Source organism: Rhizobium changzhiense (genome assembly GCF_013087625.1).
Classification (GTDB): Bacteria; Pseudomonadota; Alphaproteobacteria; order Rhizobiales; family Rhizobiaceae; genus Rhizobium; species Rhizobium sophorae.
Genome location: NZ_JABFCQ010000002.1, coordinates 452,582 through 473,350 on the forward strand (window position 1 = coordinate 452,582; position 20,769 = coordinate 473,350).

Annotated in this window: 23 protein-coding genes and 1 tRNA gene; 8 read left to right on the plus strand and 16 right to left on the minus strand. The window is 61.2% G+C overall.

Annotation, left to right across the window (positions count from 1 at the left end):
* Nucleotides 1–152 precede the first annotated feature (152 nt).
* Nucleotides 153–1,106, plus strand: coding sequence for an alpha/beta fold hydrolase (locus G9X68_RS11585; protein ID WP_171603056.1), 954 nt, complete (start codon nucleotides 153–155; stop codon nucleotides 1,104–1,106).
* Here G9X68_RS11585 and G9X68_RS11590 read toward each other — a convergent pair.
* The 5 genes from G9X68_RS11590 to G9X68_RS11610 form a co-directional block, all read right to left on the minus strand.
* Nucleotides 1,095–2,003 carry a LysR family transcriptional regulator gene (locus tag G9X68_RS11590; RefSeq protein WP_171603057.1) on the minus strand — a complete coding sequence of 303 codons (909 nt, stop codon included), beginning with the start codon at nucleotides 2,001–2,003 and terminating at the stop codon, nucleotides 1,095–1,097. The genes G9X68_RS11585 and G9X68_RS11590 overlap by 12 nt on opposite strands.
* A 104-nt stretch (nucleotides 2,004–2,107) precedes the next feature.
* Nucleotides 2,108–2,800 carry a DUF599 domain-containing protein gene (locus G9X68_RS11595; RefSeq protein ID WP_171602481.1) on the minus strand — a complete coding sequence of 231 codons (693 nt, stop codon included), beginning with the start codon at nucleotides 2,798–2,800 and terminating at the stop codon, nucleotides 2,108–2,110.
* A gap of 109 nt (nucleotides 2,801–2,909) precedes the next feature.
* Nucleotides 2,910–3,866 carry a 5-oxoprolinase/urea amidolyase family protein gene (locus G9X68_RS11600; protein ID WP_171602482.1) on the minus strand — a complete coding sequence of 319 codons (957 nt, stop codon included), beginning with the start codon at nucleotides 3,864–3,866 and terminating at the stop codon, nucleotides 2,910–2,912.
* Nucleotides 3,854–4,561, minus strand: coding sequence for a 5-oxoprolinase subunit B family protein (locus tag G9X68_RS11605; RefSeq protein WP_171602483.1), 708 nt, complete (start codon nucleotides 4,559–4,561; stop codon nucleotides 3,854–3,856). Before G9X68_RS11605 ends, G9X68_RS11600 begins: the two co-directional genes overlap by 13 nt.
* 108 nt (nucleotides 4,562–4,669) lie before the next feature.
* On the minus strand, nucleotides 4,670–5,449 hold the full coding sequence (locus G9X68_RS11610) for a LamB/YcsF family protein (protein WP_171602484.1): 780 nt from the start codon (nucleotides 5,447–5,449) through the stop codon (nucleotides 4,670–4,672).
* Nucleotides 5,450–5,750: 301 nt separating this feature from the next.
* Between G9X68_RS11610 and G9X68_RS11615 the strand changes: the two genes are divergently transcribed.
* Nucleotides 5,751–6,275: a PAS domain-containing protein gene (locus G9X68_RS11615; RefSeq protein ID WP_171602485.1), complete on the plus strand. Its 525-nt coding sequence runs from the start codon at nucleotides 5,751–5,753 to the stop codon at nucleotides 6,273–6,275.
* A gap of 71 nt (nucleotides 6,276–6,346) precedes the next feature.
* On the opposite strand, the gene G9X68_RS11620 is transcribed toward G9X68_RS11615, so the two are convergent.
* A complete protein-coding gene (locus G9X68_RS11620; protein ID WP_171602486.1) occupies nucleotides 6,347–6,724 on the minus strand; it encodes a hypothetical protein in 378 nt (125 codons plus the stop codon).
* 66 nt (nucleotides 6,725–6,790) lie between these two features.
* The gene (locus tag G9X68_RS11625; protein WP_171602487.1) at nucleotides 6,791–7,462 is read right to left on the minus strand and encodes a hypothetical protein; all 672 of its coding nucleotides are present in this window, start codon (nucleotides 7,460–7,462) and stop codon (nucleotides 6,791–6,793) included.
* A gap of 270 nt (nucleotides 7,463–7,732) precedes the next feature.
* Here G9X68_RS11625 and G9X68_RS11630 point away from each other — a divergent pair, with 270 nt between their 5' ends.
* Nucleotides 7,733–8,359: a TerC family protein gene (locus G9X68_RS11630; RefSeq protein ID WP_171602488.1), complete on the plus strand. Its 627-nt coding sequence runs from the start codon at nucleotides 7,733–7,735 to the stop codon at nucleotides 8,357–8,359.
* Here G9X68_RS11630 and G9X68_RS11635 read toward each other — a convergent pair.
* From G9X68_RS11635 to metG, 3 genes are read right to left on the minus strand one after another with little or no spacing between them, the layout of a single operon-like run.
* On the minus strand, nucleotides 8,356–9,174 hold the full coding sequence (locus tag G9X68_RS11635; protein WP_171602489.1) for an MBL fold metallo-hydrolase: 819 nt from the start codon (nucleotides 9,172–9,174) through the stop codon (nucleotides 8,356–8,358). The two genes, G9X68_RS11630 and G9X68_RS11635, sit on opposite strands and share 4 nt — an antisense overlap.
* A 4-nt stretch (nucleotides 9,175–9,178) precedes the next feature.
* On the minus strand, nucleotides 9,179–9,961 hold the full coding sequence (locus G9X68_RS11640; RefSeq protein ID WP_171602490.1) for a TatD family hydrolase: 783 nt from the start codon (nucleotides 9,959–9,961) through the stop codon (nucleotides 9,179–9,181).
* A 4-nt stretch (nucleotides 9,962–9,965) separates the two neighbouring features.
* Nucleotides 9,966–11,516: a methionine--tRNA ligase gene (gene metG, locus G9X68_RS11645; RefSeq protein WP_171602491.1), complete on the minus strand. Its 1,551-nt coding sequence runs from the start codon at nucleotides 11,514–11,516 to the stop codon at nucleotides 9,966–9,968.
* A gap of 234 nt (nucleotides 11,517–11,750) precedes the next feature.
* On the opposite strand from metG, the gene G9X68_RS11650 reads away from it, so the two are divergent.
* Nucleotides 11,751–12,539 (plus strand): sulfite exporter TauE/SafE family protein, encoded by a 789-nt coding sequence (locus tag G9X68_RS11650; RefSeq protein WP_171602492.1) that lies wholly within the window; start codon nucleotides 11,751–11,753, stop codon nucleotides 12,537–12,539.
* Between the two features lie 40 nt (nucleotides 12,540–12,579).
* Here the strand turns inward: G9X68_RS11650 and G9X68_RS11655 are convergent, their stop codons facing one another.
* The 4 genes from G9X68_RS11655 to G9X68_RS11670 form a co-directional block, all read right to left on the minus strand.
* Entirely contained in the window at nucleotides 12,580–13,605 is a 1,026-nt protein-coding gene (locus G9X68_RS11655) for a DNA polymerase III subunit delta' (protein WP_171602493.1), read from the minus strand.
* Between the two features lie 24 nt (nucleotides 13,606–13,629).
* Nucleotides 13,630–14,310, minus strand: a complete 681-nt coding sequence (gene tmk / locus G9X68_RS11660) for a dTMP kinase (protein ID WP_171602494.1) — start codon at nucleotides 14,308–14,310, stop codon at nucleotides 13,630–13,632.
* A 131-nt stretch (nucleotides 14,311–14,441) separates the two neighbouring features.
* Nucleotides 14,442–15,635, minus strand: coding sequence for a D-alanyl-D-alanine carboxypeptidase family protein (locus G9X68_RS11665; protein ID WP_171602495.1), 1,194 nt, complete (start codon nucleotides 15,633–15,635; stop codon nucleotides 14,442–14,444).
* Nucleotides 15,636–15,706: 71 nt separating this feature from the next.
* On the minus strand, nucleotides 15,707–16,813 hold the full coding sequence (locus G9X68_RS11670; protein WP_171602496.1) for a septal ring lytic transglycosylase RlpA family protein: 1,107 nt from the start codon (nucleotides 16,811–16,813) through the stop codon (nucleotides 15,707–15,709).
* Nucleotides 16,814–17,207: 394 nt separating this feature from the next.
* On the opposite strand from G9X68_RS11670, the gene G9X68_RS11675 reads away from it, so the two are divergent.
* Both G9X68_RS11675 and G9X68_RS11680 read left to right on the plus strand, forming a co-directional pair.
* Complete coding sequence (locus tag G9X68_RS11675) at nucleotides 17,208–17,717, plus strand: hypothetical protein (protein ID WP_171602497.1); 510 nt, start codon at nucleotides 17,208–17,210, stop codon at nucleotides 17,715–17,717.
* A 114-nt stretch (nucleotides 17,718–17,831) separates the two neighbouring features.
* Entirely contained in the window at nucleotides 17,832–18,035 is a 204-nt protein-coding gene (locus G9X68_RS11680) for a hypothetical protein (RefSeq protein ID WP_171602498.1), read from the plus strand.
* Nucleotides 18,036–18,128: 93 nt separating this feature from the next.
* Here G9X68_RS11680 and G9X68_RS11685 read toward each other — a convergent pair whose 3' ends face one another.
* The gene (locus tag G9X68_RS11685; RefSeq protein ID WP_171602499.1) at nucleotides 18,129–18,455 is read right to left on the minus strand and encodes a GYD domain-containing protein; all 327 of its coding nucleotides are present in this window, start codon (nucleotides 18,453–18,455) and stop codon (nucleotides 18,129–18,131) included.
* A 270-nt stretch (nucleotides 18,456–18,725) separates the two neighbouring features.
* On the opposite strand from G9X68_RS11685, the gene G9X68_RS11690 reads away from it, so the two are divergent.
* Both G9X68_RS11690 and G9X68_RS11695 read left to right on the plus strand, forming a co-directional pair.
* Nucleotides 18,726–18,815 (plus strand) — tRNA-Ser (locus G9X68_RS11690).
* 394 nt (nucleotides 18,816–19,209) lie between these two features.
* The gene (locus G9X68_RS11695; RefSeq protein WP_171602500.1) at nucleotides 19,210–19,935 is read left to right on the plus strand and encodes a 3-keto-5-aminohexanoate cleavage protein; all 726 of its coding nucleotides are present in this window, start codon (nucleotides 19,210–19,212) and stop codon (nucleotides 19,933–19,935) included.
* Between the two features lie 330 nt (nucleotides 19,936–20,265).
* Here the strand turns inward: G9X68_RS11695 and G9X68_RS11700 are convergent, their stop codons facing one another.
* Complete coding sequence (locus tag G9X68_RS11700) at nucleotides 20,266–20,718, minus strand: hypothetical protein (protein WP_244956152.1); 453 nt, start codon at nucleotides 20,716–20,718, stop codon at nucleotides 20,266–20,268.
* Nucleotides 20,719–20,769 lie beyond the last annotated feature (51 nt).

Genomic DNA, 20,769 nt, shown 5'->3' on the forward strand with positions numbered 1-20,769 from the left:
CTCAGCCTTGGGCAGCCGGGTTGCAGCGCTGCCGCCGTCGAGAGGGTTCCTCTCACTTTCTCCGGCTACCGCGGGCTGACGCCATGCTCAATTATTTGTGGAGACAGCAGGCTTTTGGGCTTCGGCTGACCGCCGTTCAGAAAGGACATCCTATGTCTAAGGACAAAACCGTAAATGCTGCATCAGTCGTGGCAACTCCGCCTTCCCACACGCCTGAAGCCTTCGCTTCCGCTTCCGGAGAATCCGCGAAAGACGCCGTAGACTTCATCGAGATCGACGAGATCCTGACGCTGAGGAGGATGATTGTCCGCGCCCCCGCGCCAAAAGGCACCGTGCTTTTCCTGCATGGATTTCCGGAAACACTGATGGTCTGGGAGGGCATCGCGACAACGCTTGCTCGCGACTACGACGTCCACGCCTTCGATTGGCCGGGTTACGGGCAGTCGTCGCGCCCGGATTTGAACCGGTTTTCCTACGCGCCGAAAGAGTACGCCCGAGTGTTGAAGGCCTATATCGAACGGGCAGGCATCGACCGGTCGAAGCTCGTGATCTACGCGACTGACATCGGTGCCCTCCCCGTCCTGCTGCTTGCTCTCGACGAGCTGCCGATCGCCAGGCAGATCATCGTCGGAGACTTCGCGCCGTTCGACCGGCCGCAATATATGTGGGAGAACCTGCAGAACCTCAAAGCCGAGCCCACCGCCTCGCCGACCCGTGCCTATATGAACAAGACGAACGACGAGATCCTTCAGAACGTGCACAGGCGCGGCCTCTCACCCGCTGAACAATTCGATCTGCCGATCGAGGTCCAGCAAGACATGGTCCGTTCGTGGAGCGTTGATGGGATCACTTCGGCGGACGCCTTTGCCCACTACTACGCGAATTTCACCCGCGACCAGCATCACCTGGAGGCCAACCTCGACCGGCTGAAGACGCCCATGAAGGTGATCTGGGGCGAGAAGGACATCTACATCGCAAGGGAAATGGGCATTGAGTTTGCCGGCAAGATTGGAGTGAAACTCGACGTCCTGCCCGGCATCGGTCACTTTCCCCACCTTCAGAATTCGAAACAAACAGTTGAAGAAATACGCACATCATTCAGATAATGTTTCATTTTCTTCGCGGATATTCCGCAACCGCGGCAGTGCCCAGTCGACAAAAGCCCGTACCTTCAACGCGAGAAGCCCCTGTCGCGCGTAGACGATATGAATGGGCTGGGGTGGACCGTCGCAATCGCGGAGGATCGGAACGAGCGCGCCGGACGCCAGTTCGTCTGGAATCTGATAGTCGAACAGTCGCGCGATCCCCGCCCCGCCGACGGCCGCCGCAACACAGTTTGCTGCGGTATTCACCTCCAGCCGGTTGCGGGGCACCGCCTCCATCGGCGTGCCGTCGGCGTCAAAGGTCCAGAAGAATGTTCGCTTGTTGAAGATGATCCCGTCCCGATCGATGAGATCGCCGGGACGCTCGGGCATGCCATGCCGCTTGAGATAGGCAGGACTCGCGCAGGTCAGCAGGCGGAATTCGCCGACCTTGACGGCATGGAGGGCGCTGTCGGCGAGGTCGCCGAGACGGATCGCTATATCCACCTGCTCGGACACGAGATCGACCGTGCGGTCGAGCGACAGAAGGTTCAGCGACACCTCCGGGTATTTGTCCATGAAGCTCAGCGCAATGGGCAGCACGTATCGGCTCCCGTATTCGATCGGCATCGTGATCGTCAGCACGCCTCTGGGCGTCTGGTATTCCCCGGACGCTCGTCGTTCGGCCTCATCGAGATCCGCCATGATCTTTCGAGCGGCGTCGACATAGTCGCGCCCTGCATCGGTGAGTTGAAGATTGCGGCTGGTGCGGACGATGAGGTTTGTCCCAAGATGTCGTTCGAGTTCGGCCACCTTGCGGCTGACGCTGGGCAAGGGCGCGTCGAGCTTCCTGCTGCCGGCAGAGATGCTTCCGGCGTCGACGACCGCCAGCAATATGCGCATCGCTTCGAGACGATCCATCGGACACCTCCAATAACACACCGCTTCTGTTTGTCGTTCGAGCGCCGCGGCTGCCACAACGGTCCCAAACAAATTTCCGCTTCGGCCCAGCTTAAGGCTTGGCTTTAATCAAGCAGCTTGCGTATGGCCATGATCCCCTTTGCAGCGTCCGACCAGGATTGACGCCAGATCAAAATACCGACGCTGAGGATGGTCGCAACAGCAAATGGGATTGGCCCTAGAAACCAGAAGGCGGCCGCGAAGGTGAAGTAGTAAGATCGGACGCCGACGCTGAACGATCGAAGCGCAGGGTTCAAAACGAGGGTCAGGGCGTTCGTCCAACCGGCGATATCCCTTTCCTCATCGCGGGATGGGCTCGCCCCGATCGCCGCCAGGCAGTAGTTGATCTGCCGGACCGCCCAGATGAAATCGGATAGGCCCCGCAGCAGCGTCGCCATGATCAGGAGGACCTTGCATTGGAAAAACCAGGCCGGGTCCTGGGCCGCAAACATCGCGATCAGGCCACTACCCGATCCATAATTCGGCTCCATGAACAGCGCGCCGCTGAGCCCGACGATGACGATGAGATTGGCGGAGCCGAAGAAGGATGCCGAATTGATCGTGTGCCCGAGGATCGCGGCATCGCCGATGAAGTTGTTGTCTCGCGTCAGCACCTCCCGCATCCAGGCGGCGCGAATGCGCACCATATCAACGGAAAGGCTGTCGTTCTTCCTCGGCCACCCCGCTGCCATCAAAGGCTCGACGGCCACCCAGACGAGAAGGAAGAAAACGATCGCCGCGATGTTCAGCAAATCCATGGTGCCCCCGAACCGAATGTGGATTTTTTCTGAACAGTACTTCGAGCTAACGGCAGCTCCAAGCGTCTATCGCCGCCCTGCCCTTCAGATCAACACTCCTGTTCGCGCGTCATGGTCGATCGCGGATTGCTGCGAGGTAACGCGACATCGTCGAAGCCCGAAGCCGAATGTGTTCGATCGCCTGCTGCGGCGTCACGGCCAGGAAGCCGACATGGTCGCGTGGGCGCAGCTGGACGAAGGCGTCCAGATCGGAATCGACTACCGTGGCGATCTTGGGATATCCTCCGGTCGTCTGGTGGTCGGCCAGCAGAATGGTGGGAACGCCGTCTCCGGCGACCTGCACCGAGCCCCGCACGATAGCCTCCGACGGCATGTCCAGCGCGACGCTTGGCGCAAGCGACGGACCTTGGAGGCGTACCCCCATGCGGTCATAGGCGTCGCTCAGGCGGAAAGGCGACGAAAGGAAATTCGACAAGGTTTCTTTCGAGAAGAACCGATCCTGTGGACCGACCACCACACGCAGCTCGGATCGCGGTCTTGCGATGACCGGACATATGATCGGACCATGTCGATCGTCTCGTACTTCCGGATCGGCGACGGTGATGGTCTGACCGGCTGCGAGGCGCCCGCCGCCAAGGCCGGAGAGACTGTGCGTCGACATGCTGCCCAGCCAGATCTTCGCCTCGATATGACCGGCGAAGGCCAGATATGTCCAGCTTCCCCAATGTCCCGGGCGAATTGCCAGCCGCTCCCCGGCCCTCAAGGTGGCGACCATCCATGCGCCGCGCTTGTTGCCGGCATGCTCTACGATAAAACCTCCTCCCGCGACGGCGAACGTAATTTCCCCCGAGATGCAGTCGAGAACCAGGCCGCCCATGGAGACTTCGATTGCCGGCTGACCGGCAGGATTGCCGATGGCGGCGTTGGCGGCTGCAAACGAGGTCCGGTCCATTGGACCGGAGGCCGGAACGCCGTACCGCATCGATCCGTGACGTCCTTCGTCCTGGACCGCGACATGAGGACCCGCGAAGTTGATTGCAAGGACGGCTTCGCTCATACGAGGCACCTCGCGTCGAATTCTGCCCGCGATATGCGGCGGAAACGGACCTCGTCGCCGACGTCGAAAAGGAACGGCCGGTCGTTGGACGTGGCGTCGAGGATTTTCGTCGGCGAACGGCCGATGATCCACCAGCCGGTCGGCATGGCGAGCGTGCTCACCAGGCACTGCGGACCGGCGATCAGCACGCTTCCAGCGGCGATGCCGCGAATAGGCGCCGGCTTCCTCGGCTGCTGAATGGCTTTGGGCACGCCTGCAAGGTAAGCGTAGCCTGGAGCGAAGCCGTACATGAAGACGCTGTAATCGCCGGAGAGATGGGCGGATATAACGTCTTCCGGCGACAATCCGCTCGCCTCGGCGACGGCGGCAAGGTCGGGCGCAAGATCAGGATCGTAGCAGACTTCGACTTCGCGCATCGCTCCAATCGTCTTTGGGACCTCAGCCGCCAGACGCTCGGCAATGGCCGCCTCCGTCGTCCGGTGATCGGCCACGAGCGGATCGAAGCATACGAGAATGCTGGCATAGGCCGGAACGGCTTCGACGAATCCTTGAAAGGGTGCCACCTTCAAGGCGGCATCCAGCTTGACGACACGATCGTGGATCCGTTTATCGATGGTTGCGCCGAATTCGACGAGCACCGCGTGCCCGCCCACCGGGCGGTAGGTCGGAACGCTGCCGGACGCTGCGGACGGGTCCTGTGACAAATCAGTCGGCGCCTTCGATCATGAAGTTCGCATGCGCAGCACCTGCCCGAAGCGCCTTGGCTTCCGGATCGGTGACGGTAACCTCGGCGATAAGATAGCCTTTGGCCATCACCTGTTTTCCTTTGTCGGTTGAAGGAATGGTGCCACCTCGATGCCTGCCTTTTGCAGTGCCTGGCGCACGTGGACGGCCATGGCGAGCGCTCCTGGGTTGTCCCCATGAACGCAGATCGAATGCGCATCGAGACGGATCGGAACGCCGTCGACCGTCGGCATGAGGCCGCTGGACAGGTACCCGATCAATCTCGATGCTGCCTCCGCGGGATCATCGATCATCGCTCCCGACAAGTTGCGCGGAACGAGCCGACCTGTGGAGAGGTAGCCGCGGTCGGCAAAAATCTCACTGAAGACGGTCATCCCGGCATCGCGCGCCGCATGCTCCAGCTCTGTCCCGGAGATCGCCAGTATGGCAAGTTCCGGCGAGACCGCTCGGGTTGCGCGTATGATGGCGTCGGCGACCGGCCGTTCGTCGGCCGCCCAATTGGCGAGTGCGCCGTGCGGTTTGACGTAGCGGACGCGGGCGCCCGCCAGAGCTGCAGCTCCCATCAGCGCTCCTGTCTGCGTCGCGACAAGCTGCTCCACTTCCCGGACGCTCAAGGGCATCAGGCGTCGTCCGAAGCCCTCGCGATCTGCAAAGCCCGGATGCGCTCCGGCGACGACACCCCGCTCGCTTGCGAGCGCCAGCGTCTCCACCATGGTCGCCGGATCTCCGGCATGCCCGCCGCATGCGATGTTGGCACTGGTGACGACGTCAAGGATCGCCTTGTCGTCGCCCATGCGCCAAGGTCCAAACGCCTCCCCCAGATCAGAATTGAGATCGATTTTCGTCATGATGTCCGTCAACCTCTCGCGCCGGTCTTGTCAGCTTCGTCGCTTTCTGGAACGTCGAAGCCGAGGTGGAGCACATCTTCGCCGCGCGCGTCAAGAAAACGACGCTGCTGGCTGCATGCAACGAGCTCGTGTGGCGGTCGCGAGGCCCTCGAAATGTCCTTGCAGTTGCGTCCGATAGAAAGGCGGCTAAGATCGGGGTGAAATGGTCGACCGCCCTGTCATTGATCGAGCGCGTCCTTTTCTCTCAAGAACCGGGGGACCTAGCCACCCGGCAGCATGGCGTGCAGACCGGGGATGCGGAATGAGTCTTGTCAACAAAGCTTTGGGAACGTCCGAATTTTCTTTTGCCGAAGAGCCGGGCATTTTTACCTGGGACTTGGCGACCGACAAGGTTTATGCGGATTCGGCGCTGGCAAACCTCTTTGGGCTTGATCCCGAAGAGACTCTCACGGGGCTGCCGGTCATCAGATACCTCGACCGGATTCATCCGGATGACAAGCCATCCGTGGCCAAGGCAATTTCAGAATCGGTGATCACAGGAAATCCGTATCGCTGTGATTATCGGGTATTTGATCGAAGCGGGCAAATAGTCGCCGTCGCGGCCTTGGGCCGCTGCTTCAGGGATGAAGCCGGAAACCCGTCGCAATATGCGGGTATCGTCTTCCCGACGAATGATCATGCCCAGCAAGACGAATTGTCCGCTCACTGCAGCGCGGCACTGAAAATCGCCCGGTCATCCGGCCTGCAGAGGACAGCCGATGCGCTGGAAGCGATCGTCAGGGAGCTTGCTAAGCCGATGCCTTCAGACGTCGCGCCGATTCACTGATTTCCTTCCGCGCAGCGGTGATTAAACTAACCGCGCAAAAGCGCGGCGTTCGCAATCAGGCCTCAGGCCCGTCACTGCCGTCTCACCTCGTGGATATGGCCGGCAAATCCCGCAAGCAGCACGCCGAGCGGAAGACGCCGAAGCAGTCTGGCTGCAATGAAGGTTGCGCCGATTGCCGCGGCAAGTTTCAGCCAGGGATAGTCGCCGAGCTGGACATGGGCGCTCGCATCGACCGATGTGGCCTTGGCTTTCAGCGCCGCTTCCGCATCCTCGCGCAGCACGCCTATGCGGGCATTCAGCAGCCTGACCTCATGCTGCAGGGCGTTCAGGCTCTCGTCGGCCTTTTCACGCGCCGTCTGCTCAGCGGCATCGGCAAAAGGCGGATCACCTTCCGCGATCAGTTCGTCGGGATCCGGCGGAAGGCCGTGGCGGTTGATGGATGATTGCATGGAGGTATCCTCGAATAGGTGAGCTAGAGGAAATGAGGCCCGGCATTGCGGCCAGGCCTCGTAACGTCAGTGGTCGCGCCGGAAGCCCTGGCTCTGGTGAGACCTGCCCTGGGATTGCGACTGGCTTTGCGATTGCCGGTCGGCATCGTCCGATGGCTCAGAGCTACTGCCGGGCAAGGTATAGGCGCGCACTTTGGCGCTTCCATGCGTGGTGTCGCGCATTGCCACTGGGCGGGCATCGTCGAATGCGCTCTCGGACACGGCGAGATCTTCCGACGATTTGCCGCCGGAGGGTTGGCCGGCAAAACCGGTATTGGATGCGCCTTGCTGTCTGTCCTCCAACGACCAGAGATCCGCGCGTTCATCCATGTCGATACTGCCCTCATCGTCCAGAATATCGTGGACGGTCTCGTAGAGCGCGTCGTCGATATCATTGACCTGAACGAGGAAGCCGCCTCGCCGCAAGCCTTCTGCATAGACCGCACGATCCTCGTCGGGGAAGAAGAAGTCTGCCAGCGCGTCGAAGAAGCCGCTGCGGTCTTCGCGCATTGCGCCGGCATTTTTTGCGTCCGCCTCATATCCGGGCATCAGCCTTATTCTCGCGACCGGCACGCCTGCGTCCTCGAGACGGGAAACGGCGGATTCGGCGTCCGATCGGTTATCGAAAAATGCGGCAAGACTGCTGCCGCCTGTCGGGCCTGAAAAGGCCGGGTTGGTATCGTTGTAAATGCTGCCCATGGGACTCTCCTCTCGATGTGCAGATCCAGCCGCCAATGCGTTTTGGCCGACGTTTGGCCGGCGTCTGGTTTCCTGACTTGAAGAACCGTCGGCTGAGTTGAATGTTCCAGGGGTGGCGATGGGATTGGCGATAGGCCCGGCGGTGACTCCGGCGCGTCGCCTGCCATTTCGGCGCAGACTCGCAAATTACGCCGCTTGCGAAATCTCTCAGCGGTTGACGTCAAACCTTCGAGACGCTAGCACGGCTTTGACGCATTGGGGATAATTCATATGGACATGTTTACGGCAGCCGGTCTGACGGCTTTGCTGCAGGTCATTGCTATCGACCTCGTTCTCGCCGGCGACAACGCCGTGGTTATCGGTCTTGCTGCTGCCGGCCTCGAGGCGACGCAGCGCCGCAAGGCAATTATCGTCGGCATTGTGGCGGCGACCGTACTGCGTATTCTCTTTGCCAGCGTCGCAGTCTACCTGCTGGCGATCGTCGGCCTGCTGCTGGCCGGCGGCCTGCTGCTGCTCTGGGTCTGCTGGAAGATGTGGCGCGAGCTTCGCGCCGGCCATGGCGAGAGCCATGAGGCGGTGGGTGCCGAAGGCGCGCCGAAAAAGACCTTCTTCCAGGCGGCGACCCAGATCGTCATCGCCGACGTCTCGATGTCGCTCGACAACGTGCTTGCCGTTGCCGGTGCTGCGCGCGAACATCCGAGCGTGCTGGTCATCGGTCTTGCCCTGTCGATCGCGCTGATGGGTATCGCCGCAAACCTGATCGCCCGGTTGCTCAGCAGCCATCGCTGGATCGCCTATGTCGGCTTGCTGATCATCCTCTACGTCTCGCTCGACATGATCCACCGCGGTGGCGTCGAACTGTGGCCGTACGTGCAAGCGAGCGGGTTAAAGCTTTAGAGCTTGACCTCGGTCTCGAAGCTCATCTGGTCATACGCCGGCACCACATGGTCCGGCGTCTCGGCCATCACCACGTCGTAGTCGAGCGGCGTGTGCATATGGGTGAGGATCGCCCGTTTCGGCTTCAGCCGGCCGATCCAATCGAGCGACTGTTCCAGCGACAGATGGCTCGGGTGATAGGTATATTGCAACGCGTCGATGATCAGCGTGTCGAGATTTTGAAGCTTCTCGACGGTCTGCGGCGGAAAATCGCTGATATCGCTGCAATAAGCCACATCGCCGATCCGGAAGCCGAGCGAGTGGATATCGCCATGCTGCTGGATGTGCGGATGGAAGGCGATCGTCCCACCGGGACCATGAATTTCAACGGGCGTGTCGAGGTTTTCGATGACGATCGGCAGCACGATCGGCGGGTAATTGCTGCCCGGCGGTGTTTCCAGGCAATAGCCGAAGGCTTCCCGCAGCCTGTCCATGGTAAATTGGTCGGCAAAGATCGGCACCCGGCGGCGCGTATTGTGAAAATAGCCGCGCAGATCGTCGATGCCATGAATATGATCGGCATGCGGATGGCTGTAGAGCACGGCATCGACATGGTCGGCCCCTGCCCTGATCATCTGTTCGCGAAAATCCGGTCCCGTGTCGATGACGACGGTGGTGACACCGCCATCCGGTGCGAATTGTTGTACCATGAAAGCGGCGCGCGTGCGCCGGTTCTTCGGATTGTCGGGATTGCAGGCGCCCCAGTCGCCGGTAATGCGCGGCACGCCGGGTGACGACGAACAGCCGAGAATGGTGAAACGCCGCCGGTAGAGCACGCCGCTAGACCCTCGGCATCTTCGAGAACAGCCGGAAAGCGTTCTCCGTCGTGATCCGTGCGACCTCGGCATAGGAAAGGCCGATCGTCTCGGCGAGCACCTCGGCGGTGTTGACGACATAGGAAGGTTCGTTGCGCTTGCCGCGCCAGCGCTTCGGCGCCAGATACGGCGCGTCCGTTTCCACCAGCAGCCGATCCTGCGGGATCGTCTTGGCGATTTCCCGCAGCTCTTCCGACTTCGGAAATGTCAGGATGCCCGAGAAGGAGACATAGCCGCCGAGCGCGACGCCAGTCTTCGCAAGCTCCGGGCCCGCCGAGAAGCAATGCAGGATGAAGGGGAAGGCGCCCTCCCCGGTTTCCTCGGTCAGGATCGTAGCCATGTCCTCGTCAGCGCTGCGGCTGTGGATGACGAGCGGCAGCCGGGTCTCGCGCGCTGCGGCGATATGGCGGCGGAAGCCGGTCTGCTGGTCCTCAGGCTTTTGCGTATCGTAGAAATAGTCGAGACCGGCCTCGCCGATCGCCACCACCTTCTCATGGGCATTGGCAAGACGCACCAGTTCATCCGTCTCAATATCCAGCTCTTCGTCGACATTGTTCGGATGCGTGCCGACCGAGCAGAACACCGAAGGATATTTCTCAGTGATGGCAAGCAGCGTCTCGAGCTTGCGTACCCGCGTCGAGATCGTCACCATCTGCGCGACGCCAGCCTGATGCGCGCGCGCGACGATCTCGTCCCGCTCCGCCTCGAAGTCGGCGAAATCAAGATGGCAATGCGTGTCGATCAGCACGGCCTCAAGCCTCCGGAGCCACGTAGCGCGGGAAGACCGGCGTCGGCGCTTCGAGCGCCGTTCCGGCAACGAGACGGCCGGCCTCGCCCAGAGCGGCGAAGTCGCGCTTGTCTTCGGGTGCCGCGACCAGATCGAGCAGCTTGGCCGATGATTCCGGTATGAAGGGCTGCAGCAGGATGGCGATCTGGCGCACGACTTCGGCAGTCACATAAAGCACCGTGCCCATACGCTCCGGATCGGTCTTCTTCAGCGCCCACGGCGCCTGGCCGGCGAAATAGCGGTCGGTCTCGGAAACCACTGCGATGATCGAGGCGAGCGCCCGATGGATCTGCTGCTTGCTCATGTCCTCGCGCGTCGATGCGTGCAGCGCGTCGACTTGGGCCAACATCGCCTTGTCCTCGTCGCTGAGCGGGCCGCATTCCGGGATCTTGCCATCACAGTTCTTGACGATCATCGACAGCGAGCGGCTGGCGAGATTGCCGATGCCGTTGGCGAGGTCGGAGTTGATGCGCGTGCCGATCGCCTCTTCGCTATAGCTGCCGTCCTGGCCGAAGGACACTTCACGCAGAAAGAAGTAGCGCACCTGGTCGAGGCCGAAATGGTTCACCAGATTGACCGGATCGACGACGTTGCCGAGCGACTTCGACATCTTCTCGCCCTTGTTGAGCAAGAAGCCGTGGGCAAAGACCCGCTTCGGCAGCGGCAGCTTCGCCGACATCAGGAAGGCCGGCCAGTAGACGGCGTGGAAGCGGATGATGTCCTTGCCGATGATGTGCACGTCGGCCGGCCAGTATTTAGCCCGCGGGCCGTTCCTGTCCTCGATATAGCCTGTCGCGGTAATGTAGTTGGTCAGCGCGTCGACCCAGACATACATCACGTGGGCGGGATCGTTCGGCACCTTGATGCCCCAATCGAAGGTCGTGCGCGAGACCGAGAGGTCCTTGAGGCCCGACTTGACGAAGGAGATCACCTCGTTGCGGCGCTCGGCCGGGCCGATGAAGTCGGGGTTTTCGTCGTAATGCGCAAGCAGCTTCTCCTGGTATTCGGAGAGCTTGAAGAAATAGCTTGCCTCTTCCACCCACTCGACAGGCGTGCCCTGCGGCCCGTAGCGCACGCCGTCGGCGCGCAGCTCCGTCTCGTTTTCCTGGTAATAGGCTTCGTCGCGTACCGAATACCAGCCGGCATAGCTGTCCTTGTAGATGTCGCCATTGTCGGCCATCAGCTTCCAGATGTTGCGCGACGTCTCGTGATGACGCTCCTGCGTGGTGCGGATGAAATCATCGTTCGAGGCGTTGAGCAGCGTCGCCATCGCCTGGAATTCGCCGGAGTTTCGGTCGGCGAGCGCCTGCGCGGTGATCCCCTCTGCACGCGCCGTCTGCTGCATCTTCTGGCCGTGTTCGTCGGTGCCGGTCAGGAAGAAGACATCCTTGCCATCCAGGCGTTGATAACGCGCCATCGCATCGGTCGCGATCAGCTCATAGGCATGGCCGATATGCGGCTTACCGTTAGGGTAGGAAATCGCGGTGGTGATGTAGAAGGGTGTCTTGTCTGTCATGGCGGCCAATGTCCGGCTAACTCTATAAAATGGTCAGCCGCTCTTAGCGCATGTCACCGTCAAGCGAAACCTCAAGTTTCGCCACTGTCGATGATTTCCGGGACGATGGGAGCGTGAACTTGACTCAGCTTCTCGCCCAATCTACCCGTCTTGGGAAAGAGGGCGGGACAAGAACGAAGTGCCAGTTTTCATCTACCGGATTTGTCGTGGCCCCGCGCCGTCGGGGGCGCTTGTTTGACCTTCGAGCCGCTCTATTCGCTTTCCGGCCTGTTCGTCGGCGCCCTTGTCGGCATCACCGGCGTTGGCGGCGGTTCGCTGATGACGCCGCTGCTGGTGCTGCTCTTCGGCATCCATCCCGCCACCGCCGTCGGCACCGATCTTCTCTACGCGGCGATCACCAAGACGGCCGGCACGGCCATTCACGGCATGCATGGGCGGGTCAACTGGAGGATTGTCGGCAGCCTCGCAGCCGGCAGCCTGCCGGCCGCCCTGCTGATGCTCTGGCTGCTGGCCGGCGTCGATCGCAAAAGCATCGACCTGACCAACACGATCACCACGGCGCTCGGCTGGCTTCTCGTCATGACCGCGATCATGCTGGTCTTCCGAGGCCCGATCCTCGAACTGGCGCGGCGCGCCATCGGCGATCGAACGCCGCCGAAGCCGACGACCATCCTTGCCCTCACCGTCATTCTTGGGTTCGTTCTCGGCGTCCTCGTCACCTTGACCTCGGTCGGCGCCGGCGCGCTGGGGGTGACGATCCTGCTGGTCCTCTATCCCAGGCTCGATGTGCGCGAGATCGTCGGTTCCGATATCGTCCACGCGGTACCGCTGACCTTGATCGGCGGCACGGGCTATTGGCTGATCGGCGAGATCGACTGGCCGATGCTGTTTGCCCTGCTGATCGGCTCTATCCCCGGCATCATCATCGGCAGCCTTCTGGCGCCGAAGCTGCACGAACGCACCATCCGCATCGTCCTTGCCGTCACGCTTGCCGTTGTCGCATTGAAGCTGCTGACCGGCTGATCAGGTGCATGATGCCGAAAAGCGGCGGCGGTGACGCGCTTTAAAGGCCCGGCTGCTTGATGTCGGCGAGAATGCTGATGATCGTCTGCTTGCGGTCGAGGTTATAGCCATCGGAAATGGTCAGCCGCTCGGTGATCTCGGAATAGAGCCGAGCCAGCCGCTCCGCCGCGGCGATCTGCCCCTCGCCGGCCGCCGCGCGCGCACGGTTCATGATGTCGTCGCCGACATGGCTGACGAAGAAATCGAAGATCGTGTCGCTTTCCCGGCCGGAAAGCGCGTCGGCCAGCCGATGCATCGCCTTGCGGGCGGTCGGCCCTTCGGCGGAAAGCATCTCGTCATAAGCGGCAATGATCTCGCCGCCGCCGTAGTTCAGGAGTTTCAGCGCTTCGCCGACGCTGCCCTTGGCGGCCGAAAGCACCGCCCCGCCCTCGCCTGATATGCCGAGATGGTCAAGGGCCGCGACGAGTTCATCATCGGCAAGCGGCGTCAGTTTCAGCGGCAGGCAGCGCGAGCGGATCGTCGGCAGCAGCCGTCCCGGCGCATGGGAGAGCACCAGGAACAGCGCCCGCTTCGGCGGTTCTTCCAGAATCTTCAGGATGGCGTTGGCCGCATTGCGATTCATGTCGTCGGCCGGGTCGATGATGACGATCCGCCAGTTGCCGGTGCCGGACGTCTGCGAGAAGAATTTGCCGGCGCGGCGCACCTCGTCGACGGTGATTGCCGATTTCACCTTGCCGGTCTTTTCGTCTACCGGCCGGGCAAGATGCAGCAGATTGTGCGAGGCGCCCGACGCGATCTGCCGGCTGACGGGAGAGGCAGGATCTGGATCGCCGATTTTCTCCGGCGCTGTCGCGGGATCGGGATGCGAGAGCACGTGGTTGGCGAAGCGGAAGGCGAGCGTCGCCTTGCCGATGCCCTCCGGCCCTTCGATCAGGATGGCGTGATGGCCTTTGCCGGAGCGATAGGATTGCCCAAGGAAGGATTCCGCCTCCTCATGGCCGAACAGCCTGGTGTTTTCCCCCGGCCAGATGGCGCAGTCGAGCAGTCCGGGCCTTTCTTCACTCATGATGGGCTTCACTCATGATGGGCCTCACTCATGGTGAGCGGCTTCCGGCATTCTGGCACGACCTGCGGGCGATAGCAGCTGCTTGACGATCGCCAGGATCTCGGCGGCAATCGCTTCTTCCGTCTGCATGGCATTGATCACGTGGCAGCGCTCCGGCTCACGGGCGGCGATATCGAGAAAGGCCTCGCGCCGTTTCTCGTGCGTTTCCAGCCGCTCCTTCTCGAAGCGATCGGGACCATCGGCCGCGGCGCGCTTCTGCGCCCGCTCCAGCCCGACCTTGGCGGGGATGTCGAGGATCACGGTACAATCCGGCATGACGCCGTTGATGGCGATGCGCTGCAGCGTCTCGATGAAATCAGGTTCGAGATTGCCGGTGATGCCCTGGTAGACGCGGGAGGAATCCATGAAGCGATCGCAGAGCACGACCTTGCCGGCGGTAAGGGCCGGCCGGATCACCTCTTCGACATGGTCGTTGCGGGCCGCCGCAAAGAGGATCGCCTCCATCCGCGTGCCGAAGGCTTCAGCTGCCCCCGACAGCAGCACATGGCGCACGGCTTCGGCGCCAGGTGATCCGCCTGGTTCGCGCGTCACCAGCACGTCGTGACCTTCGCCTTTCAACGCCTCGGCGAGGCGGCGGATCTGCGTGGATTTCCCAGCGCCTTCCCCGCCTTCAAACGTAACGAACAATCCCGTACCGGATGACAATGACAACTTCCCGCATTCCAGGCGCCTCACGCGCCCCGCTCCTTCTATCTATCCGAAGATATCAGGGAGGAAAACCTTTCGCCGCGGCGACATATTCACCTTTCCCGGCAAATTGCATTGAAAACAGCTCGTCAGACGGGCGCGGGCTTGTCCCAGAGCCAGGAGAAGAACAGCGATTCGCCGAGTTCCAACATGGCGTCGACCGCCCGGCTGCTGAGCGAGCCCTCGCCGACTGCCTGCACGGTATAGAGCGGCACTTCCCTGAGCAGCCGGCTGCCGGCGAAAATCCTCAGCGTGCCTGCCTGGGTATCCGGCTTGACCGGCGCCGTCAGCGGCCAGCGATAGATGATGCGCGCCGACAGCCGGTCGGGATTGCTGATCGGGATATAGACGCTGACCGGCGCCTTGGCGACGAGATCGACGGTGCGCGCCGTGCCGCCATAGACGCTGGCGGCGCCGATCACTTCGTTCTCGCTGAAGATCTGCCGGTTCTCGAAGGCCGTCAGTCCCCATTCGAGCACCCGCTTGGCCTCCTCCGTCCGCTCCTTGTCGGAAGCGATGCCGGCAAGCGCAACAAACAGCCGCCTGCCGTCGCGCTGCACCGAAGCGACGATCGAATAGCCCTCGCCCTCGGTAAAGCCGGTCGCAAGCCCATCGGCGCCGAGATCGAGCCCGAGCAGCGGGTTGCGGTTGCGCTGGAAGATCTTGTTCCACTCGAAATCCGGCTGCGCGAAATAGGAATAGAGGTTCGGATAGGATTGCTGAAGGGCGGCGGCGAGCGTCACCATCTCGCGTGCCGTCACCTTGCTCTTGCCATCGGGAAGGCCGGTGGAATTGCCGAACTCGGCCTTCTCCATGCCGAGTTCGCGGGCGCGCCGCGTCATCGACACGGCAAATTGCTGCTCGCTTCCGGCCATGCCCTCGGCAAGGATGATGCAGCTGTCATTGGCGCCCTGGATGGCGACGCCCTTGATCAGGTCCTCGACGCGCACGCGCGATTTGAGGCTGGCAAACATCGTTGCCGTCCGCGACGGGGCACCGCCCGTCCGCCAGGCATATTCGGAAACGGGATATTCGGTATCGAGCGTGATCTGGCCCTTGGTCACCGCCTCGAAGACGAGATCCATCGTCATCAGCTTGGCGAGCGAGGCCGGCGAAAAGCCCTGGTCCTCGTTCTTGGCGAGAAGCACCGTGCCGGTGGCGGCCTCGATCATATAGGCCTGCGCCGCCTTGGTGGCGAAGCCGGCGGCACCGCCATCGGCTGCAAAGGCTCCGGTGGCGAACGGCATCAGGCATGCAAGCAGGCGAAGCGCGGGCTTCAGCATCGCAATTTCCATTGATCGAGCGGCGTATTTCAGGAGGTTAGAACGCGAGGAAATCCGATGCAATTGCCAGTTCAGCGCGCGGCGAACTTTGCCTGCTGGCGCTTGGCCGAGGCAAGGATGGACTCTTGGGTCAGCCCGTCATTGCGCACCATCACCGCGTCGAAGGCGAGATCGACGGTCACCGTCTTCACCTCTTCGTTCTGGTAGCCGAGCGCCAGCGAATTCTGGGGCCGCTCATAGGGCATCGGACCGATCTCCGGCAGCACGACCATCTGGTCCATGGCCTGCGCGCCGTTGTTGAAGGATGGTGCCGATGGCGCGACCAGAACATGGGCAGCCGGCGCCAGAGCGGGTGTTGTGGCGGCTGCCGCATTGTTGCGGGCGCTCGGCGTCGAGCCGGCATAGGAGGTGGCCGACCTCGGCACCGGCACGTTGGCCGGCGTCTCGTAGTCTTCCGAACTCTGCAGCTGGTCGCGGGTGATCTTGCGGCTGTTGGAGGCGACCATCACGCCGGTTGCGATCTGGCCTTCCGGATTGACGCCGGGAATGCGGCTGCCCTTCGGCGCGTAGGAGGCCATCAGATAGGGCATGTCGTGGCCGTCCATGCGGGCCCGGCCGACATATTGCACGCGCACCTTGCCGGTGCCGCTGTGCTGCAGGTCCAGCATGTCGGCCGTCTTGTTGGAAAGATCGATGATGCGGCCTTCGTGATAGGGGCCGCGATCGTTGACGCGCACGATGACGGAAGAACCACTTTCGAGATTGGTGACGCGCGCATAGCTCGGCAGCGGGAAGGTCGGATGTGCGGCGGAAAGATGCATCTGGTCGTAGACTTCGCCGTTCGCCGTCAGGCGTCCATGAAAGGCAGAGCCATACCAGGAGGCGACGCCGACCTTGTTATAAGAGAAATCTTCTTTCGGATAATACCACTTGCCCTTCACCTCGTAAGGGTTGCCGACGATGTAGCGGCCGCCGCCCTTCGGGATATTGTTGCCGGTGGCGACCCGCGGGCTCGCCTTCACGCCATATTCGGATTCGGAGAAATATTCTTTGCCGTGGGCTTTTTTCTTCGGCACCGCCTGCGTCGTGCCGCAAGCCGCAACCGTTGCACACATCGCCGAGATCGCCAGCCACCGTGCTGTCGTTGCGAAAGACGCCGCCCCGTAATCCAGTTTCATATGCCCCACGCCGCTCAAAGATCGTTATGGTTAAGGAACCCTGCCCATTCTGGGGCAATAGCGCCTTATTCCCGCCCGCCTAACGAGGCTTTAATCTTGCTAAGTTCGTGGCAAATTTACGAACGATTTCGCAGCGATAGCGACAATTCTAATGATTATAGTTTATAGATCATTAACAAAAGCTCATTCCGCCTGACCTTCCGCCGCCGCAATGAGGCGCGAAATCATCGTGCCGATGCGGGGCATATGGTGAACATCTGGGTGAGTCCGGACGCCCCAAAGCTCCATATTGGAACACGGCCTGCGCGTATTTGAGGAGCGGCGGCGCGTCACTAGCTTGCCTATCCCCGTGATATGACGCTATGCACTCTCGACGCGGGTTGAGGGCATAAGAATGGACAGAATTTTCAAAAGCTTGATCTTGCTGGTCTTGATATCAGCCTCATCGGCCGACGGCGCCGTCGCGGAGGAAATTCCCGCCTATTGGCGCAAGACGATGACCAATAATCCCAAGACGAATTTTTATCTGGCCGAGGCCTTGAAACCCTTACCAAACAAGGATGCCGAAACCCTCAAGGTGCTCAGGCTGTCGCTGATCGCCGGCAACCTTTGCCTCGACGCCGCCATCGACCGGAGAGCAGGCGAAGCATTTCTTCAACGGGCAGGCTATGGCCGCATCCGCGGAAAGGCGTGGGACGAAGCCGCCTTCCTCGCCAACGACTGGTTCAAATATTTCAACTACCGCTCCCTCGCCCACCTCTGCGCCGGTATCGACTATATTTTCGGGCGGGAGGGAAAGCTGGTGCCCAATCTGGTCAAGCCCGGCAAGGGTGAGCCGAAGGGAACCTACGATCCCCAAAATCCCTACCTGCGGCTTCCGCCCTTGCGCAAACCGAATGGCTAGGTAGCGTCGCCGATAGATGTGATGCAACGCGGGTCGCGTATTTGACGCTTCGTGGCTGTATGGGAACGAATTGTCGGCCACGGGCTTTGAAGGTTAGATCTTTGGAGGATCACCATGAACGATGAAACCCTGACTCAGCTCGACACGATCAGCCAGCAGTTGCATGCCCGATCTTGCGCGCTTGCCCAGTCGGATAAAGACAACGACATCGCAATCCTGATGTCGGCCCTCGCCGTGACGATGGAGGCGGTTCGATCTCTCGGCGAGGATATGAAACAGCTCAACGGCCCGAAGGGCCTTGGATCTGACGGAAGCTAAATCTCTCATGTCGCCGGCGCAATTCACAGAGCTCGCGTCGGGAATGATGCGCGCCAAGCGCTCATCTTCGACATGTTGGAAGCCGTGGGCCACCTACGCTGCCGGTGGACGATACCGAATCGACTTCGCCTTTTCCAAGGCGTCGATCGTATCCTCGACGCTGAGCAGGACAGTGGTTTCCATGGAGCTGAGCGCGCCTCCTGCGCCGATGGCAAGCGCGACTGCCGCCATCGATACGTTATCAGGCGCCTCCCACAGATTCCAACCATCATGCTCGCCGAAGGCGTACCAGAAGCCATGGAGCTTTCCGCCCACGGATTCAATGTAGCTCCGTGCCGCCTCTCGGCGATCCTCGGGGTTTTCGATCATCCGCGCCCAGGTCTCGGGCGTGTAGCTGAAGCGTGTGAGATACATGGCCATGGTTTGTTTCCTCCGCCAGAACACGCAGTAAACGCTCAAGCCGGGGCGAACGCGAGTCATTTCCAATGTGCGGAATGGACCTACCTCGGCTCATGCTCGAGCTTATTCGCGCGTTGCGCCAAGGATGCCGGCAAATGCTGCAGAGCACGTTGACGCTGCTATCAAAGCTGCTAAAAAGCCAGCCATCGAGTGATTGGGTAGCAAATCGGCCGCGATGGCCGGTTGGTAGAAATCAACAAGATGTTGATGTCTCAACCTTTTCAATCAGATGGAAGAGTGTCCGAGTGGTTTAAGGAACCGGTCTTGAAAACCGGCGTGCGGGAAACCGTACCGTGGGTTCGAATCCCACCTCTTCCGCCATATGTCGTTTTCCGAAAATTGCCGTTTTGCGCGAGATCCATCCGTTATCGCAACCGTCAAGAAGGTTGGCCTTCCCTGAGGCAATAGATGAGTTTCACGCCTCCTCCTTTGCGTTGACGATGAGATAATATACAGGCAACAACAGGACGCGACCGCCATTAACTTAAGAATGGGGTCGGGCGGCAGATTGACGTCACGTCGCTGCCACGAGATCACGTGGCCGTCCTCTGGTCCGCATCCGCACAGCTTGACCTTGCACGAGAGCAGCAGTCGCCTATCTCGACTGACTTGATAATATTGGGCGCAATGGCAAAGGAAGCGACCTTGTCAGCAGCGCCCCTAAGTCCTCAGGTTTCCAGTGTCTTAAGCGGTCCAACAAGAGCGAGGCTCCTTTATGATCGTTCAAGCTTGCATCAACGGCGCGCGGCCGAGCGATTTCCATCCTCTCCTTCCGCTGACGATCGATGCCATGGTGCGTGACGCCGCGGCTTCGGTCGCTGCCGGCGCCGCAGAGCTCCATGTTCATCCGCGTGCGGCGAATGGTAAGGAGAGCCTTGCCGCCGTCGACGACACTGTCGGCGCGATCCGCCGTGCCTGTCCGGGAACGCTGATCGGCGTATCCACCGGCGCCTGGATCGAAGGCGATCGGGAGAAAACGCGGGAAGCCATCCGCCGCTGGCGTGTCCTGCCGGATTATGCCTCGGTGAACCTCTCCGAAGACGATGCGCCCGATGTCATGCAGTTACTGCGGCAGAAAGATATCGGCATTGAAGTCGGACTGGCATCGGTCGCCGATGCGGAGCGCTACATCGCCCTCGATGATCATGAGCGGGTCTTTCGCTTGCTCATCGAACTCGATGACGAACAGGATTTGCAGCGCGCATGTGATATCGCGGACGGCATTGTCGAGGTGCTCAGGGATAGCCGGGTCAATCGGCCCATTCTTCTGCACGGTTTCGACGACACCGTCTGGCCCTTCGTCAGGCTGGCGCGCGAGCGGCGCTACTCCACCCGTATCGGCCTGGAAGATGGCAAGCACCTCCCAGATGGGACGATTGCGAACGACAATGCCGCGCTGGTCGCTGCGGCCGTTGCGATCTTCCGTGGCCAATCGAACTGATCCCGATGTGTCGGCGGCCGGTCTGCAGTGCGGAATCTCTTCGGCGCCATCGGCCGGTATCGTCAAGGCGCAGAATGTTTCGAAATACAGGCTTGGCGATGTCGATGATTCGCCGGACAGCCCTCATGAGAAGTACGAGTATATCAGGACGCCAATAGAACCCCAGAAGATAAGCGGCGTCAGTATCATCCCCGCAACGAACATTTTAGTCACAGCAAAACTCCGAACACCTCCACGCATGTCGAAGCAACCTATTGCATCACCGGAAAGTTCCTATGGGCACGAAGTCCGGGATGGATCGGACCTTGGTCTGAGCTTCGCTCGCGCGGACTAACCGAAAACGTTCAGCCGCTCGATGAAGCGCCCCTTCTGAGCGTGGCGTTCACGGATCGAATGCAGGCGGCGGATGAAATCGGCCGTGCCGCCATTTTGTTCGGCAATCGTCTTCAGGTCGGCGAGCAGGCTGGTCGCCTTGTCATAGCCGGAAGCGTTGCGGCGCTCGATCTCGGTCTCGATCTCGCGCCAGACAGCATCGCCCCGCTGGATGATCGCGTTGAGGCGCGCGCGGCGGGCGCGGGCCTCTTCTGCCTCCTGCTTTTTTCGCTCTGCCGCCAGCCGCTCCTTTTCCTTGCGCTCGCGGATCCCGTCGATCTGCGCCGATGGTTTGCCGAAACCGGCGATCTCAGGATGGACGAGACTGTGATCGCCGAGATCGCCGCATTCCTGCGCGAGAGCGACGTGAAGTCGGTGGTGACGGTGGACGCAATCATCGGCTGCCCCCACGAGGAGGGAATCGACTATCCGAGCGGCGAGGCCTGCCCGGATTGCTCATAT

Bases quoted from the DNA above. Each gene is read 5' to 3' on its own strand.
- G9X68_RS11585 (WP_171603056.1), top strand. From the start codon at position 153: ATGTCTAAGGACAAAACCGTAAATGCTGCATCAGTCGTGGCAACTCCG.
- G9X68_RS11590 (WP_171603057.1), bottom strand. From the start codon at position 2,003: ATGGATCGTCTCGAAGCGATGCGCATATTGCTGGCGGTCGTCGACGCC.
- G9X68_RS11595 (WP_171602481.1), bottom strand. From the start codon at position 2,800: ATGGATTTGCTGAACATCGCGGCGATCGTTTTCTTCCTTCTCGTCTGG.
- G9X68_RS11610 (WP_171602484.1), bottom strand. From the start codon at position 5,449: ATGACGAAAATCGATCTCAATTCTGATCTGGGGGAGGCGTTTGGACCT.
- G9X68_RS11615 (WP_171602485.1), top strand. From the start codon at position 5,751: ATGAGTCTTGTCAACAAAGCTTTGGGAACGTCCGAATTTTCTTTTGCC.
- G9X68_RS11620 (WP_171602486.1), bottom strand. From the start codon at position 6,724: ATGCAATCATCCATCAACCGCCACGGCCTTCCGCCGGATCCCGACGAA.
- G9X68_RS11625 (WP_171602487.1), bottom strand. From the start codon at position 7,462: ATGGGCAGCATTTACAACGATACCAACCCGGCCTTTTCAGGCCCGACA.
- G9X68_RS11630 (WP_171602488.1), top strand. From the start codon at position 7,733: ATGGACATGTTTACGGCAGCCGGTCTGACGGCTTTGCTGCAGGTCATT.
- metG (WP_171602491.1), bottom strand. From the start codon at position 11,516: ATGACAGACAAGACACCCTTCTACATCACCACCGCGATTTCCTACCCT.
- G9X68_RS11655 (WP_171602493.1), bottom strand. From the start codon at position 13,605: ATGAGTGAAGAAAGGCCCGGACTGCTCGACTGCGCCATCTGGCCGGGG.
- G9X68_RS11665 (WP_171602495.1), bottom strand. From the start codon at position 15,635: ATGCTGAAGCCCGCGCTTCGCCTGCTTGCATGCCTGATGCCGTTCGCC.
- G9X68_RS11670 (WP_171602496.1), bottom strand. From the start codon at position 16,813: ATGAAACTGGATTACGGGGCGGCGTCTTTCGCAACGACAGCACGGTGG.
- G9X68_RS11675 (WP_171602497.1), top strand. From the start codon at position 17,208: ATGGACAGAATTTTCAAAAGCTTGATCTTGCTGGTCTTGATATCAGCC.
- G9X68_RS11680 (WP_171602498.1), top strand. From the start codon at position 17,832: ATGAACGATGAAACCCTGACTCAGCTCGACACGATCAGCCAGCAGTTG.
- G9X68_RS11685 (WP_171602499.1), bottom strand. From the start codon at position 18,455: ATGGCCATGTATCTCACACGCTTCAGCTACACGCCCGAGACCTGGGCG.
- G9X68_RS11695 (WP_171602500.1), top strand. From the start codon at position 19,210: ATGATCGTTCAAGCTTGCATCAACGGCGCGCGGCCGAGCGATTTCCAT.